The 17,708-nt window shown below is 71.6% G+C and carries 17 protein-coding genes and 1 rRNA gene; 4 read left to right on the forward strand and 14 right to left on the reverse strand.

What is annotated here, in order from left to right:
- Positions 1-46 precede the first annotated feature (46 nt).
- Genes hemB through ACZ4WQ_RS42005 form a run of 5 tightly spaced genes read right to left on the reverse strand, consistent with a single transcriptional unit; the run spans position 47 to position 6,003 of the window.
- On the reverse strand, positions 47-1,069 hold the full coding sequence (gene hemB / locus ACZ4WQ_RS41985; RefSeq protein ID WP_311726520.1) for a porphobilinogen synthase: 1,023 nt from the start codon (positions 1,067-1,069) through the stop codon (positions 47-49).
- On the reverse strand, positions 1,066-2,733 hold the full coding sequence (locus ACZ4WQ_RS41990) for a bifunctional uroporphyrinogen-III C-methyltransferase/uroporphyrinogen-III synthase (RefSeq protein ID WP_311726519.1): 1,668 nt from the start codon (positions 2,731-2,733) through the stop codon (positions 1,066-1,068). Before ACZ4WQ_RS41990 ends, hemB begins: the two co-directional genes overlap by 4 nt.
- Entirely contained in the window at positions 2,730-3,737 is a 1,008-nt protein-coding gene (hemC, locus tag ACZ4WQ_RS41995; RefSeq protein WP_398377062.1) for a hydroxymethylbilane synthase, read from the reverse strand. The genes ACZ4WQ_RS41990 and hemC overlap by 4 nt, the downstream gene beginning before the upstream one ends.
- Positions 3,734-5,167, reverse strand: coding sequence for a glutamyl-tRNA reductase (locus ACZ4WQ_RS42000; protein ID WP_311726517.1), 1,434 nt, complete (start codon positions 5,165-5,167; stop codon positions 3,734-3,736). The genes hemC and ACZ4WQ_RS42000 overlap by 4 nt, the downstream gene beginning before the upstream one ends.
- Positions 5,164-6,003, reverse strand: coding sequence for a redox-sensing transcriptional repressor Rex (locus ACZ4WQ_RS42005; protein ID WP_398377061.1), 840 nt, complete (start codon positions 6,001-6,003; stop codon positions 5,164-5,166). The genes ACZ4WQ_RS42000 and ACZ4WQ_RS42005 overlap by 4 nt, the downstream gene beginning before the upstream one ends.
- Before the next feature lie 309 nt (positions 6,004-6,312).
- On the opposite strand from ACZ4WQ_RS42005, the gene ACZ4WQ_RS42010 reads away from it, so the two are divergent.
- From ACZ4WQ_RS42010 to ACZ4WQ_RS42025, 4 genes are all read left to right on the forward strand, one after another.
- Positions 6,313-6,591, forward strand: a complete 279-nt coding sequence (locus tag ACZ4WQ_RS42010; protein ID WP_398377060.1) for a glutaredoxin family protein — start codon at positions 6,313-6,315, stop codon at positions 6,589-6,591.
- Between the two features lie 144 nt (positions 6,592-6,735).
- Complete coding sequence (locus tag ACZ4WQ_RS42015) at positions 6,736-7,656, forward strand: HAD family hydrolase (RefSeq protein WP_385344978.1); 921 nt, start codon at positions 6,736-6,738, stop codon at positions 7,654-7,656.
- A 559-nt stretch (positions 7,657-8,215) separates the two neighbouring features.
- Positions 8,216-9,019, forward strand: a complete 804-nt coding sequence (locus ACZ4WQ_RS42020; protein WP_358849193.1) for an ECF subfamily RNA polymerase sigma factor, BldN family — start codon at positions 8,216-8,218, stop codon at positions 9,017-9,019.
- 204 nt (positions 9,020-9,223) lie between these two features.
- Positions 9,224-10,441 carry a DUF5667 domain-containing protein gene (locus ACZ4WQ_RS42025; RefSeq protein ID WP_398377058.1) on the forward strand — a complete coding sequence of 406 codons (1,218 nt, stop codon included), beginning with the start codon at positions 9,224-9,226 and terminating at the stop codon, positions 10,439-10,441.
- A 111-nt stretch (positions 10,442-10,552) separates the two neighbouring features.
- Here the strand turns inward: ACZ4WQ_RS42025 and ACZ4WQ_RS42030 are convergent, their stop codons facing one another.
- The 9 genes from ACZ4WQ_RS42030 to rrf form a co-directional block, all read right to left on the reverse strand.
- Positions 10,553-11,608 (reverse strand): lysophospholipid acyltransferase family protein, encoded by a 1,056-nt coding sequence (locus tag ACZ4WQ_RS42030; RefSeq protein ID WP_398377057.1) that lies wholly within the window; start codon positions 11,606-11,608, stop codon positions 10,553-10,555.
- 14 nt (positions 11,609-11,622) lie between these two features.
- Positions 11,623-12,672: an NAD-dependent epimerase/dehydratase family protein gene (locus ACZ4WQ_RS42035; protein ID WP_311726510.1), complete on the reverse strand. Its 1,050-nt coding sequence runs from the start codon at positions 12,670-12,672 to the stop codon at positions 11,623-11,625.
- Between the two features lie 245 nt (positions 12,673-12,917).
- The gene (locus ACZ4WQ_RS42040) at positions 12,918-13,016 is read right to left on the reverse strand and encodes a 30S ribosomal protein bS22 (RefSeq protein ID WP_003948845.1); all 99 of its coding nucleotides are present in this window, start codon (positions 13,014-13,016) and stop codon (positions 12,918-12,920) included.
- 143 nt (positions 13,017-13,159) lie between these two features.
- Positions 13,160-13,369, reverse strand: coding sequence for a helix-turn-helix domain-containing protein (locus ACZ4WQ_RS42045; protein WP_014053989.1), 210 nt, complete (start codon positions 13,367-13,369; stop codon positions 13,160-13,162).
- 128 nt (positions 13,370-13,497) lie between these two features.
- Entirely contained in the window at positions 13,498-14,313 is an 816-nt protein-coding gene (locus tag ACZ4WQ_RS42050) for a phosphatase (RefSeq protein ID WP_358849195.1), read from the reverse strand.
- A gap of 148 nt (positions 14,314-14,461) precedes the next feature.
- The gene (locus ACZ4WQ_RS42055) at positions 14,462-15,634 is read right to left on the reverse strand and encodes an acetoin utilization protein AcuC (RefSeq protein ID WP_398377055.1); all 1,173 of its coding nucleotides are present in this window, start codon (positions 15,632-15,634) and stop codon (positions 14,462-14,464) included.
- Entirely contained in the window at positions 15,603-16,850 is a 1,248-nt protein-coding gene (locus ACZ4WQ_RS42060) for an MFS transporter (RefSeq protein ID WP_385344991.1), read from the reverse strand. The genes ACZ4WQ_RS42055 and ACZ4WQ_RS42060 overlap by 32 nt, the downstream gene beginning before the upstream one ends.
- Before the next feature lie 29 nt (positions 16,851-16,879).
- Positions 16,880-17,524 carry an HAD family hydrolase gene (locus ACZ4WQ_RS42065; RefSeq protein ID WP_398377054.1) on the reverse strand — a complete coding sequence of 215 codons (645 nt, stop codon included), beginning with the start codon at positions 17,522-17,524 and terminating at the stop codon, positions 16,880-16,882.
- Positions 17,525-17,620: 96 nt separating this feature from the next.
- Positions 17,621-17,708 (reverse strand): 5S ribosomal RNA (rrf, locus tag ACZ4WQ_RS42070); the annotation flags it as partial.

The following is a 17,708-nucleotide window of genomic DNA, read 5'->3' on the forward strand; positions in this document are numbered from 1 at the left end:
GACTTCGGCGTGTCGCTGTCTCATACTCACCACAAATGCCGCGGTCTCAGACGTCGCCCCGGTTCAGCCACCGCGCGACCTCGGTCGCCCAGTAGGTCAGGATCATGCCCGCGCCCGCGCGCCGCACGGAGGTCAGCGTCTCCATGATCGCCCGGTCCCGGTCGATCCACCCGTTGGCCGCGGCGGCCTCGACCATCGAGTACTCGCCGGAGATCTGGTACGCGGCGACCGGTACGTCCGCCTCGTCCGCGATCCGGCGCAGGATGTCCAGGTACGGCAGCGCCGGCTTGACCATCACCATGTCGGCGCCCTCGGCCAGGTCCAGCGCCAGCTCGCGCAGCGCCTCCCGGGCATTGGGCGCGTCCTGCTGATACGTCTTGCGGTCGCCCTTGAGGGAGGACCCCACGGCCTCGCGGAACGGCCCGTAGAAGGCCGAGGCGTACTTGACGGTGTAGGCGAGGATCGAGACGTCCTGGCGGCCGATGCCGTCGAGCGCCGCCCGGACCACCCCGACCTGGCCGTCCATCATCCCGCTCGGGCCGACCACATGGGCGCCCGCGTCCGCCTGCACCCGCGCCATCTCGGCGTAGCGCTCCAGCGTCGCGTCGTTGTCGACCCGGCCCTCGGCGTCGAGCACGCCGCAGTGGCCGTGGTCGGTGTGCTCGTCGAGGCACAGGTCGGACATGACGATCAGGTCGTCGCCGACCTCGGACCGCACATCCCGCAGGGCCACCTGCAAGATCCCGTCCGGGTCGGTGCCCGGCGAGCCGATCGCGTCCTTCTTGGCGTCCTCGGGCACGCCGAAGAGCATGATCCCGCCGACGCCCGCCTCGACGGCCTCCGCGGCCGCCTTCCGCAGCGAGTCGCGGGTGTGCTGCACGACGCCCGGCATCGCGGCCAGCGGCACCGGCTCGGCCGCGCCCTCCAGGACGAAGGCGGGCAGGATCAGCTCGGCCGGGTGCAGCCGGGTCTCGGCGACCATGCGCCGCATGGCCGGGTTCACCCGCAGCCGGCGCGGCCGGGCGCCGGGGAAGCTGCCGTACGGCGTGGGGCCGTGGTCGGCGCTCATGAGCGTGCCCTCCTCCGCGAACCGGGCCGTCGCTCGCTCGGGCGCGTGACCGGGTCCCCGGCATCCAGCGCGGACCGCCGCCGCGCCGCCCCGAACTCCGCGAGCGCCTCGGCCAGCTTGTGCACCGAGGGCTCGGGCGACAGCACGTCCACCCGCAGGCCGTGCTCCTCCGCGGTCTTCGCGGTGGCCGGGCCGATACAGGCGATGACCGTGACATTGTGCGGCTTGCCCGCGATGCCGACGAGGTTCCGCACGGTCGACGACGAGGTGAAGAGCACCGCGTCGAAGCCGCCGCCCTTGATCGCCTCGCGGGTCTCGGCGGGCGGCGGCGAGGCGCGCACGGTGCGGTACGCCGTGACGTCGTCGACCTCCCAGCCCAGCTCGATCAGCCCGGCGACCAGCGTCTCCGTGGCGATGTCGGCGCGCGGCAGGAACACCCGGTCGATCGGGTCGAAGACCGGGTCGTACGGCGGCCAGTCCTCCAGCAGCCCGGCCGCGGACTGCTCCCCGCTGGGCACCAGGTCCGGCTTGACCCCGAACTCGATGAGCGACCTGGCGGTCTGCTCGCCGACCGCCGCGACCTTGATCCCGGCGAAGGCGCGGGCGTCGAGCCCGTACTCCTCGAACTTCTCCCGCACCGCCTTGACCGCGTTGACCGAGGTGAAGGCGATCCACTCGTAGCGGCCTGTCACCAGGCCCTTGACCGCGCGCTCCATCTGCTGCGGGGTGCGCGGGGGCTCCACGGCGATGGTCGGCACCTCGCTGGGCACCGCGCCGTACGAGCGCAGCTGGTCCGAGAGCGAGGCGGCCTGCTCCTTGGTGCGCGGCACCAGCACATGCCAGCCGAACAGCGGCTTGGACTCGAACCAGGCCAGCTGGTCGCGCTGCGCGGCCGCGCTGCGCTCGCCGACCACGGCTATCACCGGCTGGGCGCCCTGCGGCGACGGCAGCACCTTCGCGGCCTTCAGTACCTGCGCGATGGTGCCCAGCGTCGCCGTCCAGGTGCGCTGCCGGGTGGTCGTGCCGGCCACGGTGACGGTCAGCGGGGTGTCGGGCTTGCGGCCCGCGGCCACCAGCTCGCCCGCGGCGGCCGCGACGGTCTCCAGGGTGGCGGAGACGACGGCGGTCGCGTCGGAGGAGCCGACCTCGCTCCAGCAGCGGTCGTCGGCCGTGCGGGCGTCCACGAAGCGGACGTCGGTGCCCTGCGCGTCCCGCAGCGGGACGCCCGCGTACGCGGGCACGCCCACGGCGGCCGCCACGCCCGGCACCACCTCGAAGACGATGCCCTCGGCTGCGCACGAGAGCATCTCGTCGGCGGCGTATCCGTCCAGGCCAGGGTCGCCCGCGACGGCGCGGACGACCCGCTTGCCGCTCCGCGCGGCCGCCATGACAAGATTGGCCGTGTCCCTGAGTAGGGCCACGTCGGCGGTGCTTGACGCTGCGTCAGCACGCGCGCGCTCCGGTGTGCCCTGAGCGTCCGCGGCCACGCCCGGCCTGACGTGCGTACGTACCACGTCGAGCACGTGCGGGTCGGCGATCAGGACATCAGCGGCGGCGAGTGCCTCCACGGCACGCAACGTCAGCAGGCCTGGATCTCCTGGGCCCGCACCGAGGAAGGTGACGTGCCCATGTCCGGGTGGGTGGTTCGGGGCGTTGGGGTTCAATGTGCTCGCTCCCCCATAAGACCGGCCGCACCCTTCGCGAGCATCTCGGCGGCGAGCTCGCGACCCATGAGCTGGGCCGCTTCCTCGCCTGGCGCCCCGGGAACGGGACCGGTGATGGACAGCTGCACCAGCGAGGTGCCGTCGGTGGTACCGACGACGCCGCGCAGGCGCATTTCGGTGACATCCTGACCGTCGCCGAGCAGGTCGGCCAGAGCACCCACAGGTGCGCTGCAGCCGGCCTCCAGGGCGGCGAGCAGGGAGCGCTCGGCGGTCACGGCGACCCGGGTGAGCGGGTCGTCGAGCTCGGCGAGCTGAGCAGCGAGCGCCGTGTTTGCGGCGGCGCACTCGACTGCCAGTGCCCCCTGGCCGGGGGCGGGCAGAATGTGGTCGGCGTCCAGGATCTCGGTCGCCTCGTCGAGCCGCCCGAGCCGGGTCAGCCCCGCCGCGGCCAGCACCACGGCGTCCAGCTGCCCCGAACGGACGAAGCCGATACGGGTGTCGACATTGCCGCGGATCGGCACGGTCTTGATCGGCAGGGCCAGCGAGCGCGCCCAGGCGCGCAGCTGGGAGGTGCGGCGCGGGGAGCCCGTGCCTATCCGGGCGCCGGGCGGAAGCTCGGCGAAGGTGAGGCCGTCGCGGGCGATCAGCGTGTCGCGCGGGTCCTCACGGGTCGGCAGCGCGGCCAGGACCAGCTCGTCCGGCTGTGCGGTCGGCAGGTCCTTCAGCGAGTGGACGGCGAAGTCGATCTCACCGCGCAGCAGCGCCTCGCGCAGCGCGGTGACGAACACACCGGTGCCGCCGATCTGCGCGAGGTCCTCGCGCGAGACGTCCCCGCGCGTCGTGATCTCCACGAGCTCGACGGGGCGGCCGGTGACCCGGCGCACCGCGTCCGCTATCTGCCCGGACTGGGCCATGGCGAGTGCGCTGCGCCGGGTGCCGAGCCGCAGCGGCGCCTGGCCGGGGGTGCCGGCCCGGCCGGAGGCGGCGGGAGGTGTCGCGTTCATGCCCGGCCTCTCTTCGGATCGTTCTGGAGGGCCGCGGTGCCGGGCCGGCCGGCGCCGCCGCCGCTTGGGCGGATGCCGTTCGCGTCGGCCCGGCTGACGGCGGCCACCGCCTGCGGGTCGAGGTCGAACAGCTCGCGCAGCGCGTCCGCGTACCCGGCGCCGCCGGGTGTGCTGGCGAGCTGCTTGACCCGCACGGTGGGCGCGTGCAGCAGCTTGTCGACGACGCGGCGCACGGTCTGGGTGATCTCGGCGCGCTGTCTTTCGTCGAGGTCGGGGAGGCGCCCGTCGAGCCGGGCGATCTCACCGGCGACCACATCTGCCGCCATGGTACGCAGCGCGACCACGGTCGGCGTGATGTGCGCGGCGCGCTGAGCCGCCCCGAAGGCGGCCACCTCGGCGGAGACGATGGCGCGGACCTGGTCGACGTCGGCGGCCATCGGTTCGTCGGCCGAGGCCTCCGCGAGCGACTCGATGTCCACCAGGCGCAGCCCGCCGACGCGGTGCGCCGCGGCGTCGATGTCGCGCGGCATCGCCAGGTCGAGCAGCGCGACGGTCTCTGCCGTACCGGCCCCTGTCGCGCCCGCCGCCAGACGCTCCGCGCGCCGGTCGAGGGCCTCCCGCAGCAGGTCGGCGGTCAGCACCAGGCCGGTCGCGCCCGTACAGGAGACGACGATGTCGGCGTGCGGCAGCTCGGCCGCGACGGCGTCCATCGGCACGGCGCGGGCGCCGTCGACGAGACCCGCCAGGGAGTCCGCGAGCCGCCCCGCCCGATCCAACGTCCTGTTGGCGATCACCAGTTCGGCGACGCCGGCACGCGCGAGCGTGGTCGCGGCCAGCGAGGACATCGAACCGGCCCCGATGACCAGCGCGCTGCGGCCCGCCGCCCAGTCCGCGACTGGCGTGTCCCCGGCCAGCTGTTCGAGGCCGAAGGTGACGAGCGACTGGCCGGCCTTGTCGATACCGGTCTCGCTGTGGGCCCGCTTGCCGACCCGCAGCGCCTGCTGGAACAGGTCGTTCAGCAGCCGGCCCGCGGTGTGCAGCTCCTGCCCCAGCGCGAGCGCGTCCTTGATCTGGCCGAGGATCTGGCCCTCGCCGACGACCATCGAGTCCAGGCCGCAGGCCACCGAGAACAGGTGGTGGACGGCCCGGTCCTCGTAGTGGACGTAGAGATACGGGGTCAGCTCGTCCAGGCCGACGCCGGTGTGCCGGCCGAGCAGCGTGGACAGCTCGGCGACCCCGGCGTGGAACTTGTCCACATCCGCGTACAGCTCGATGCGGTTGCAGGTGGCGAGCACCGCCGCCTCGGTGGCGGGCTCGGCCACGAGCGAGTCCTGCACCAGCTTGGCCTGCTGCTCGCGCACCAGGGAGGCGCGCTCCAGCACGCTCACCGGGGCGCTGCGGTGACTCAGTCCGACGACGAGAAGGCTCATGCCGGCATCACCGCGGGTACATCCCCGTCCGGCCCCTGCCGGCCGTTGTCCTTGCCCGCGCCCGACGCCGCGCGGTGCGGGGCGAGCGGGGTCTGCGCGACCGCGGCGGCCCCCGGCACGGTGTCCTGGGCGGCGGCCTGCGCGCTCTCCCCCTCCTCGGGCACGCCCGTCTCCTCGCCCGCCTTGCGCTGCTCATGGAAGGCGAGGATCTGGAGCTCGATCGACAGGTCGACCTTGCGCACGTCCACCCCGTCCGGCACCGACAGCACGGTGGGGGCGAAGTTGAGGATCGAGGTGACACCGGCCGCCACCAGCCGGTCGCAGACCTGCTGGGCCGCGCCCGCGGGGGTGGCGATGACGCCGATCGACACGCCGTTGTCCGTGATGATCTTTTCGAGCTCGTCGGTGTGCTGCACCGCGATGCCCGCGACGGGCTTGCCGGTCATCGCCGGGTCGGCGTCGATCAGCGCAGCGACCCGGAAGCCGCGGGAGGCGAAGCCTCCGTAGTTGGCGAGCGCCGCGCCGAGGTTACCGATACCGACGATCACGACCGGCCAGTCCTGGGTGAGGCCCAGCTCACGCGAGATCTGATAGACGAGGTACTCCACGTCGTACCCGACCCCGCGGGTGCCGTACGACCCGAGGTAGGAGAAGTCCTTGCGCAGCTTGGCCGAATTGACCCCGGCCGCGGCCGCGAGCTCCTCCGAGGAAACCGTGGGCACCGAGCGCTCGGAGAGCGCGGTCAGCGCACGCAGATACAAGGGAAGCCGGGCGACGGTGGCCTCGGGGATCCCTCGGCTTCGGGTCGCCGGTCGGTGAGTTCGGCCAGTTGCCACGGTGCTCCTGCGGGTAGAGCGGGGCTGCGGGCGTCCACACGTTCCAGGACGTCCCCATCAACAGCAGGCTATGTCTTTGTGAACGCGTGCACAAAGATGGTGTCCGCTTTGTCCGAGCAAAGTGACCGGTGTCACGCATCTATTCGACCAGCTCGTGGAACCACAACCGGTGTCACACCGTTCCCGGCGGCCACATCCGCGCGGGCAGGGCACCGACGGGGGCACGGACCCTCACTCCTCACCGCTCACCCCCCGGACTGCAACAAATCGCCCACAATGGTAGTCGCCGGCACGGGGCACAATGGCGGAATGAGCCCGCTGCTGCGCCGCACCCCGCGCAAGAACCCCGCCGAGCGCACGGTCACCCTGATCGGCAAGCCCGACTGCCATCTGTGCGAGGACGCCGAGGCGGTGGTCGAGAAGGTCTGCGGCGAGCTGGGCACGCCCTGGGAGAAGAAGGACATCACCCAGGACGAGGAGCTGTACCGCAAGCACTGGGAGCAGATCCCGGTGGTCCTCGTCGACGGCGCACAGCACGACTTCTGGCGGGTGAACCCGGAGCGGCTGCGGAAGGCGCTGGGCGGCTGAGCGCCCCGCGCCCGGACCCCGCGCCCGGCCCCGTACCCAGGCCCCCGCACCCGGGCCCCGCCTGGCCCGCGAAGTCCGCATTGCCGCACCATCCCGACACCGGGCCGTAACGGGATGCGGGGAATGGCTGGCTATGCTCAGCCCATGGCCGCACTGGGATGGTTCACCCGCCGTCGACACCTCGCCACCGAAGCGAGCGTCCTCGCCGGAGAGGCCTCGGCCGAGGCCGCGCGCAAGTCGTCGGTCCAGGTGCCCGCGCCGAAGGCCCCCGAACCGGAGTTCCCCGTCGTCGGGGACGAGCGGGCGGCCGCCTTCTTCGACCTGGACAACACCATCATGCAGGGCGCCGCCCTGTTCCACTTCGGCCGCGGCCTCTACAAGCGCCACTTCTTCCGCAAGCGCGAGCTGGCCCGTTTCGCCTGGCAGCAGACCTGGTTCCGGCTGGCCGGGGTCGAGGACCCGGCCCATATGGAGGACGTGCGCAGCAGCGCCCTGTCCATCGTCAAGGGCCACCGGGTCTCCGAGCTGATGACGATCGGCGAGGAGATCTACGACGAGTACATGGCCGACCGCATCTGGCCGGGCACCCGCGCCCTGGCCCAGGCCCATCTGGACGCCGGGCAGCGGGTCTGGCTGGTGACCGCCGCCCCGGTGGAGACCGCGACCATCATCGCCCGGCGGCTGGGCCTGACCGGCGCGCTCGGCACCGTCGCGGAGTCCGTCGGCGGCGTGTACACGGGCAAACTGGTCGGCGAGCCGCTGCACGGGCCGGCCAAGGCCGAGGCGGTACGGGCGCTGGCGGCGGCCGAGGGGCTCGACCTGTCGCGCTGCGCGGCGTACAGCGACTCCTCGAACGACATCCCGATGCTGTCGATCGTCGGCCACCCGTACGCGGTGAACCCGGACGGGCGGCTGCGCAAGCACGCGCGCGAGCACGGCTGGCGGCTGCGCGACTACCGCACGGGCCGCAAGGCCGCCAAGATCGGCATCCCGGCGGCTGCCGGGGTGGGCGCGGTGGCGGGCGGCACGGCGGCCGCCGTGGCCCTGCACCGCCGCCGCCGCTGAGCCGTTCGGCCCACCGAGCACCACCGAGCACCACCCCGAGTTCCCTGGGGCCCTGCGGGCCCCACGGACCATTACGGAGCGCCACGCGTCGCCACCGTACGCGGCGAAACCGTCACCCTGCGGCCCCGCCCTTCACCCTTGACCGCTTGCGCCGACGCCTGACCGCTTGGGCCGGGCGATGACCGTCCGTGATGGCTGCCGGTGCCGCGCGACCCCGCCCCCGCAGCGTCACCGGCTGACCACGGCCGCCCTCGGCCGGTCAATCCCCGTTTCCCGGCCCACGCCGCCCCGACCTGCCCCCTTACCGTCCCTTTGCCACAACACGCCACGAAATCGCGCAGACCACGACACCTACCGGTCAAGACCCTTACTGCATTCGATACTTGATCGGCCATCAACCCATAACGGAGCAGACTGAAACGATGATTTGGACAACTGGGTGTAGCGTTGCCTGTACGAAGCGTTATTCTCCTTAGACGCAAATCGGTACCCACGCGTCCCTACGGCGGGTGAACGGTCCCGTACTGCACGTGATGGAAGCTCTGCCTCTGGGAGTCCCGTGTACCCACACGTCGGGGTTGACGCCTCGGGCCTGGCTACGCTGCGCGCAACGGTCCTCGACTGTCTGCGCGGCTTCGTCCCCACCGCGTACGCCGTGCCCGCCCTCGCCACGCCCGTGCCCGCCCACCCTGTCGGCACCGTCGGTGCGGCAGGCCCCGCCAGCTCCTGCTATGCCCTGGCCGACGGCGGGGCGGCGGTCGGCAGACGCTCTCGCAGCGGCACGTCCACCGCCCGCCGCCCCGGCACCGACAGCGACAGCCGCCGCATGATGGACCTCGTCGAGCGCGCCCAGGCGGGCGAGGCCGAGGCCTTCGGCCAGCTGTACGACCAGTACGCCGACACCGTCTACCGGTACATCTACTACCGCGTGGGCGGCCGGGCCACGGCCGAGGACCTCACCAGTGAGACGTTCCTGCGCGCGCTGCGCCGCATCGGCACCTTCACCTGGCAGGGCCGCGACTTCGGCGCCTGGCTGGTGACGATCGCCCGCAATCTGGTCGCCGACCACTTCAAGTCCAGCCGCTTCCGGCTGGAGGTCACCACCGGCGAGATGCTCGACGCCAATGAGGTCGAGCGCTCCCCCGAGGACTCCGTCCTCGAATCCCTCTCCAACGCCGCGCTGCTCCAGGCGGTGCGCAAGCTCAACCCGCAGCAGCAGGAGTGCGTGACGCTGCGCTTCCTCCAGGGCCTGTCCGTCGCCGAGACCGCCCGGGTCATGGGGAAGAACGAGGGCGCGATCAAGACCCTCCAGTACCGGGCCGTCCGCACCCTGGCCCGGCTTCTCCCCGAGGACGCCCGCTGACCGTAGGTGGCGCCGCCACCACGTCCCGTCCGATCATCGTGAGGGCGTAACCCCTGTGATGCGCCGCTCGTTGTGGAGGATGCAGGCTCCTTGTGGTCACGTCCTACCCAAAGACACTCACTCATTCGGGTGGAAATGCGTGTGGCGTGCAACCTTCCAGGTGTCCTGGGGAGTCGACCGTCATGACGAGAGGAGGTGCCGCCTGTGATCGCGAACGTATCGGGGCACCGGCGGGCCAACGCCTTCGCCAAGGCCCTGGAGGCCCTGGAGGCCCTGGAGAGGGACAACCGCCAGGATTCCCGGGGCGCGGCGGGCGCCGAGCAGCCCGGCTCTTCGGCGGACAGCGCCGAGCACAGACGGCTGCTGGCCCTGACCGACGGGCTCGGCGAGCTGCCGGCCCCGACACTGGACCCCGAGGTCCGGGTCACCCAGCGGGCGCAGCTGGTCGCCGCCATGGAAGCGGCCTACGCCGAGGGCGCGCCCCAGGTGCCCGGGCAGCGGCCGTCCCACGCCCGCCGCGCGGCACCCCTCAGCAGGCTGCGCCCCCGCTCCCGCTGGTCCAAGGGGCTGGCGGCAGGGGGGCTCACGGTCGGGGTGGCGGCGGGCGCGTTCGGCGGCGTCGCCGCGGCGAGCTCCGACGCCCTGCCCGGCGACACCCTCTATGGCTTCAAGCGCGGCATAGAGGATCTGAAGCTGGAGATGGCCGACGACGACGCCGACCGCGGCCGGCTGTATCTGGACCAGGCGTCGACCCGGATGAGCGAGGCGCGCCGTCTGATGGAGCGAGGCCGCTCGGGCGACCTGGACCACGAGTCGCTAAGAGAGATCCGCAAGACCCTCGCCGGCATGCACCATGACGTCTCCGAGGGCCATCGGCTGCTGCACAAGGTCTATGAGCGGGACGGCTCGCTCGGCCCGATGCGCACGCTGTCGTCCTTCTCCCGCTCCCACCGCGACGGCTGGAGCCAGCTGCGCGAGAAGCTGCCCATCCAGCTCATGGACGTCGGGGAGGAGGTGAACTCGGTCTTCGACGCCATAGAGCAGGAGGTCGGTCCGCTCCAGTCGCTGCTGCCCTCCTCCCGGGACGGCCGGGATCAGCACAGCGGCCGTACGACGGTCGAGTCCCCCGAGCGCGGTGCCTCGGGCGGGGCGGACATCCCGGCGCCCGCCGCGACCACACCGAGCGCCACCCGCCCCGGCGACGACGCCCGGCCGGGCCCGTCGTCCTCGCCCCGGCCCGAGGACGCCGGCCTCATCGGCGGCGCCGGCGATCTGCTGAATCCGCCGACGGGCGAGCCGCTTCCGCTCCCGTCCTCCGGCAAGGGCGATCCGAGCGGCAGACCGACCCAGCCGGAGATCACCATCCCGCCGCTGCTGCCCAACCTGCTGCCGGGCCTCGGCCTCGACGGCGACGGGAAGTAAGCGACGGGAAGTAAGCGACGGGAAGCAGGCGCCGGAAAGCAGGCCCGCGGGCCCATGGGTCGGCGCCCGGTGTTCCACGAGAACACCGGGTGCCGACGCCACGTCCAGCGGTCAGAAGAAGACCGAGCGCCGCTGCACCAGCAGCTTGTAGAGGGTGTGCTGAATCGTCTCGCGCACCTGGTCGGTCAGGTTGAACATCAGCATCGGGTCGTCCGCCGCCTCCGGCGGATACTCGTCCGTCGGGATCGGCTCGCCGAACTGGATCGTCCACTTCGTCGGCAGCGGCACCCCGCCGAGCGGCCCCAGCCAGGGGAAGGTCGGCGTGATCGGGAAGTACGGGAAGCCCAGCAGCCGCGCGAGCGTCTTCGCGTTCCCGATCATCGGGTAGATCTCCTCGGCGCCGACGATCGAGCACGGCACGATCGGCGCCCCGGCGCGCAGCGCCGTCGACACAAAGCCGCCGCGCCCGAAGCGCTGGAGCTTGTACCGGTCGGAGAACGGCTTCCCGATCCCCTTGAAGCCCTCCGGCATCACCCCGACCACCTCGCCGCGCTCCAGCAGCAGCTGGGCGTCCTCGGAGCAGGCCAGCGTGTGCCCGAGTTTGCGCGCCAGCTCGTTGACGACCGGCAGGACGAAGACCAGGTCGGCGGCGAGCAGCCGCAGATGGCGGCCCGCCGGGTGGTTGTCGTGCACCGCGACCTGGAGCATCAGCCCGTCCAGGGGCAGCACCCCGGAGTGGTTGGCGACGACGAGCGCGCCCCCGCTCTCCGGGATGTTCTCGATGCCCTTCACCTCGACCCGGAAGTATTTCTCGTACATCGGGCGCAGCAGCGACATCAGGACCTGGTCGGTGAGGTCCTCGTCGTAGCCGAAGTCGTCGACCTCGTACTCCCCGGTGACCCGGCGCCGCAGAAAGCTCATCCCGTGCGCCAGCCGACGCTCCCAGCCGCCCGCCAGGGCGCCGGCTCCCGGCGGGTCCTGGGGCGGCAGCGGAGGCACCGCCGCGGCCGCCGCGAGCCCCTCGGGCCGCTGCTGGTCGCGCTCCTCGTCGCGTTGCTGCGGCACGGGCTTGAGCGGGCCCTGCGCCCGGGCCGCACGCCCCGTCCGCTGGCCCTTGCGCCGGGACCGCGGTTCCTCACCGAACGGAATGACCTTGGCATCCGCCATGGTGGTTGCGCTCCTCAACTCTGGACGGCGCCGCGGGCGGGCAGCAGCCCGGCGAGCCGGTCGACGGTACGGGCGAGGGTCTCGGGCGGGAGCAGCCCGGGCCCGCGGCTGCGGGCGTAGTCGGCGAAGGCGCCGGCCGTGGTGTATCGGGGCTCGAAGCCCAGCGTCTCGCGCATCTGGTCGGTGGCGACGACGCGGCCGTGTGTGAGCAGCCGGATCTGTTCGGGCGAGAAGTCGGTGATGCCGACCGAGCGCAGCGCGGTACGGGCCCATCTCAGGGTCGGCAGCAGCAGCGGGAGCGTCGGCCGGCCGAGCCGCCGGGCGGCCTGCGAGAGCAGCAGCACGCCGTCCCCCGCGATGTTGAAGGTGCCGCTGTTGAGCACGCCCCGCGAGGGCTCGGAGGCGGCGATCCGCAGCACCTCGATGGCGTCCTCCTCGTGGACGAACTGGAGCCGCGGGTCGTAGCCGATGACGGTGGGCAGCACGGGCAGCGCGAAGTACTCGGCGAGCGGCGAGTCCGCGCAAGGCCCCAGGATGTTGGCGAAGCGCAGCACACAGACGGCGACGTCGGGGCGGCGCCGGGCGAAGCCCCGTACATACCCCTCGACCTCGACGGCGTCCTTGGCGAAGCCCCCGCTGGGCAGCGACTTGGGCGGGGTGTTCTCAGTGAAGACGGCGGGGTCGCGGGGCGCGGAGCCGTACACATTGGTGCTGGACTTGACCACGAGCCGCTTGACCGAGGGCGCCTTCTGACAGGCGCCGAGCAGCTGCATGGTGCCGATGACGTTGGTCTCCTTGACCGAGGTCCGGCTGCCGCGCCCGCCGAGCGGGGTGCCGTTGATGTCCATGTGGACCACGGTGTCGACGCCGGTCTCGGCGAGCAGCTTCCCGATCGCGGGGTGGCGGATGTCGGCGCGCACGAACTCGGCGCCGCCGAGGTGGTGTTCGGGGGCCACGGCGTCCACCCCGATGACCCGGGCGACATCCGGCTCGCGCTGTATGCGCCGTACGAAACGGCCTCCCAGGCGGCGTGCGACTCCGGTGACGAGCACGACCTTTCCCAAGATCAGCGCCTTCCTTCCCACCCTCGAACGAGCTGGGCCGAGGCGAACACCGTAACCGCTGGATGTTGCCCTGTGATGACCACTCGCCGCACGGTACGAGCTTTTAGGACGAGGGTCCGCCGGCGACGGGGCGCCCCCGTGCGCGCCCGCCCGAACCCGTCTCCGGTGCGCGTTCCACAGCCGCACGCGCCGCAGCCCTCCCACCATCGGTGGAAGGGCTGCGGGACGAACACAGCGTCGCTTGCCTACTTCTTGTTACGACGCTGGACGCGCGTGCGCTTGAGCAGCTTGCGGTGCTTCTTCTTCGCCATCCGCTTGCGCCGCTTCTTGATAACAGAGCCCACGACAACCCTCGCTCACTTCGTATTCACTCGGTGCGGGGCGTCCGAGCCCACACGACCTACATCGGGCCAGCCTACCCGGCACCGAGCGAAGCGCGTAATCCGAGGGGGATGTCCTGGGCCCTGCCGTCAGGCCCCGTCCGGGCCTAGGCGGACTCCACCCCCACATAGGACTCGCGGAGGTACTCATGAACCGCCTGCTCTGGGACCCGGAAAGACCTGCCCACCCGGATCGCCGGCAGATGACCACTGTGCACCAAGCGGTACACGGTCATCTTGGACACTCGCATCACCGAGGCGACTTCCGCCACGGTCAGAAACTGAACCTCGTTCAGAGGCCTTTCGCCAGCAGCCATGACACACCTGAACCTTCCGCACATGTCGGGCACCGGCTTCCCCTCCGGTGACTCCTGCTCGCATGCGCGCTCCTCACCAGATTAGGGGCGCGTGATACGAGTGGGGAAGAGGAGTAGCGATCGGACGCCTACTGTGACAGACACGCCCGATTGAGTACATAGCGAGTAATCGGTCGGTAGTAAGCGGACCGCACAGCGTCGTCAAGCGGAACCGCCACCGACACCCGCCCCTCGGCCTGGCCGACGAACGGCGCGGGGTCGTCCGCGTCCGCGAGACCGATGGCCTCGAAGCCCAGCTGACCTGCACCGCAGACCCATCCGTGGTCCCCGATGACCAACCCGGGGAGGGGGTCGCCGCGGTCGGCCGCACACCCGAGAACCACCCGAACCGGGAGCGGCGAGTGACTGTGGCACCCCGGGTCGCGGGCCCCGTCCCGAGCGCCGGGTTCCCGCACCATCGCGACTCCTCGTACGTAGTCGAGGCAGTAGGTGCGTACGCCGAACCGGGTCGTTATGTCGATACATCTACCCTGCGCGGGGGTGAGGACAGGGCAGCCGGCCGCCGAGAGAGCCGCCGCCAACGAGGCGTAGAACCCGAGGAGGCGATGCGGATGCCCGGTCCCGAGCAGCACCGGCGCGCCCGCGGCGGCGGCTGCGGCCAGCCGCTCCGCGAAGGCGTCGAGCGCGGCGATGGTCAAATCCGGATCGATCACATCCTGACCGGAGGTGATCGCCGGGTTGGCCGAAACCCCGCATTTGTCGCTCATAAGGCGAAGCAATTCCACGTACGACCAGTCGTGATCGGGCTCGATACCGAGCAGTACGCGGGGGTCGCGCGCGGCGAAGAGCCGATAGCTGCGCAGGGTCTGCTCCCGGCTCGTGGCCACCGGCCCGGCGAGCCGCGCGGCCAGCAGATGCGCACGCAGCGCGGCGGTACTCAACACGCCACCGATGCTGACGGATCACCGCGACCGCACGCCGAAGAACGGCGAGAGTTGCCACGGTTGGCCTAACGGCGCCGGCACACGGCACCGGCACCGGCACCGGCACCGGCACCCGGGAGACCTCACCTTCCGAAGACTCCCCAAACGCCTACGGCAGCAGCCCATGGTGCGGGAAGACCGCCCGGCGGGTCGCCAGGATCGCCTGGTCGAGCCGGTCCCCCGGGTCGTACCCCCACTCCCCGAAGTCCCGCCACTGCGGCTGCCGGCCGTCCGTCATCCGCCACGGCGCCGACTGTCGCGTACGCCGGTACACCTCGTGCCGCCAGTCCTCGGGCACCTCCGCCTCCGGCGCCACCGGCCGCCCGGCCGCGATCGCCACCAGATGCGTCCACGTCCGGGGCACCACGTCCACCACCGCGTACCCGCCGCCACCGAGCGCGAGCCACCGCCCGTCCGCGTGCTCGTGCGCCAGGTCATGGCAGCTCTCCGCGACCGCGCGCTGCGCGTCCACGGTCACCGCCAGGTGCGCCAGCGGATCCTCCACATGCGTATCCGTGCCGTGCTGGGTCACCAGCACCTGCGGCCGGAACGCCGCCAGCAGCTCCGGCACCACCGCGTGGTATGCGCGCAGCCATCCCGCGTCCCCGGTCCCGGCGGGCAGCGCCACATTGACCGCGCCGCCCGGCGCCCGGTCCCCACCGGTCTCCTCGGGCCATCCGGTCTGCGGGAACAGGGTCCTGGGATGCTCGTGCAGGGAGATCGTGAGGACCCGCGGATCGTCCCAGAACGCCGCCTGCACCCCGTCCCCGTGATGTACGTCCACATCCACGTACGCGACCCGCTCCGCGCCCATCTCCAGCAGCCTCGCGATGGCCAGCGCCGCGTCGTTGTAGACGCAGAACCCGGAGGCCGCGCCGGGCATCGCATGGTGCAGCCCGCCAGAGAAGTTCACCGCGTGGAGCACCTCCCCGCGCCATACGCTCTCCGCCGCGGCGACCGACTGGCCGGCGATCAGCGCCGAGGCCTCGTGCATCCCGGCGAAGGCCGGATCGTCGACCGTGCCCAGGCCGTACGAGCCGTCCGCCGAGGCCGGATCGGCCGACACCCGCCGCACCGCCTCGATGTAGTCCTGGCGATGGACCAGCCGCAGCGTGGACTCCCCGGCCGGCTTGGCCGCGACCACCTCGACGGCCCGATCAAGTCCGAACGCCTCCACCAGACGCATGGTCAGCGCCAGACGGACCGGAGCCATCGGATGCCCCGCGCCGAAGTCGTACCCCGTCAGGCCCTCATCCCACATCAACTGTGCGCGACCGCTCATGCCCGTCACCGTATCGGGCAGGAGTGGGCGCAAACGACCTCGCGTACCACAGGGTCGCGAGCACCAGCACCATCGGCACCAGCATCGCCCCCCGGTAGTTCCATGCGCCGCCCAGTGCGCCGACGAGCGGGGAGCCGATCAGAAAGCCGACGTAATTGAAGATGTTGAGACGCGCGATGGCGGCGTCGGACGCCCCCGGGAACAGCCGCCCGGCAGCCGCGAAGGTCTGCGGCACCAGCACACACAGCCCCAGGCCCAGCAGCGTGAACCCGGCCATCCCCACCCATGCGCCGGGCGCCGCCGCGACGATCGCGAAGCCGCCCGCGGCGAGTAGTGTGCCGGCCCGGACCACGGCGACCGCACCGAAGCGCCGCACCCCCAGGTCGCCGAAGGTGCGGCCGAGAAGGGCGGTGACCATATAGACGTTGTACGGCACGGTGGCCAGCTGCTCGGAGCTGTGCAGCACGTCCTGGAGGTACTTGGCGCTCCAGTTGGAGACGGTCGAGTCACCGATATAGGCGAAGGACATCACCAGGCAGAGCGGCAACAGCAGCTTCATGCTGACGGCGCCGGAGCCGGAGCCGGACGTCTGGTCGCTCTCCCCCACAACCTTGTCCGTGCCCTTGTCCGTGCCTTTGCCCGCGCCGTGGTCCATGTACCAGCGGCTGGCGAACAGCGCGACGGGTACCAGGGTCGCGACGAGCGGCGCGTAGAGCACGGGCAGCGCCACGTCCCAGTGAGCGCCCGCCCAGGCGAGCGACGCCCCGACGATCCCGCCCAGGCTGTACGCGGCGTGGAAGCCGAGCATGATGCTCCGCCCGTACGCGTGCTGAAGGGTGACGCCGAGCATGTTCATCGACGCGTCGAGCGCCCCGACGGAGAGCCCGAAGACCGCGAGCGCCAAAGCCAGCTGCCACAGCGCCGAGCCGGACCCGGCCGCGAGCAGCGCGACGGAGACCACCGGCTGGACCCAGCGGAGCACAAGGCCCGGCCGCACCCGCTTGACGAGATGCTCGGTCGCGACGCTGCCCACACCCGCGAGCACCGGAACCGCGGCGAGGAACGCGGGCAGCAGCCCGTCGGACACCCCATACCGGTCCTGAAGCGCGGGTATTCGGGTCACCAGCAGAGCGAAGACCGCGCCCTGGACGAAGAAACTGACGGCCAGCGAGGCCCGACCGCGCCGCAGCCGCGGCGTCGGGCGCGTATCTGTCATGGCCGAGGAGCGTACGGCCCCACGCCGTGTTAGGCGAGCAATTGGGGCAGTTCTGCCATGCCCGGGAAACGGGCATGGGCGCGGGCGAGCTTGGCGGCCGGCGTCATCGCCGTATACCCGTAGACATCCATCCCGGCAGCGATGGCGGCCTGCACACCGAGCGGGCTGTCCTCGACAACCGCACACCGCTGCGGAGGCACCCCCATCGTGCGCGCGGCGTGCAGAAACAGATCCGGCGCGGGCTTGCCCCTCCCCACGTCCTCGGAGCTGAAGATGCGCTCCTCGCCGAAGAGTCCGTACAGCCCGGTCTTCCGCAGCGCGACACGGATGCGCTCATGGCTTCCGGAGGAGGCCACGCAGTACGGAACCCCGTCCGCCCGCAGCTTCTCCAGGACATCGGCGACACCGGTCACGGGCTCCAGTTCACGGCGGAATGCCTCGAACACGCGGCTGTGGAAGGTGGCGTCGAAGTCATCCGGCAGCCGACGGCCCGTGCGCTCGAGGACCAGCTCGTGGATCCGGTGCATGGCCGACCCCATGTAGTCACGAATGGAGTCCTCGTAGGTGGTGGGGTGGCCCAACTCCGTGAGATAGGCGGCGAGGAGCCGGTTGGATATCGGCTCACTGTCGACGAGCACGCCGTCGTTGTCGAAGATGACCAGGTCATAGCGCATGCTGTTCAGACTACTCAGCCGCTCAGCCGGCGAACGGCACAAAGAAAAAAGCCCGGTCGGGAGCCGAAGCTCCCAACCGGGCTTTTATCAAAAATTGTTCGGCGGCGTCCTACTCTCCCACAGGGTCCCCCCTGCAGTACCATCGGCGCTGAAAGGCTTAGCTTCCGGGTTCGGAATGTAACCG

The organism is Streptomyces sp. NPDC028305 (assembly GCF_055569495.1).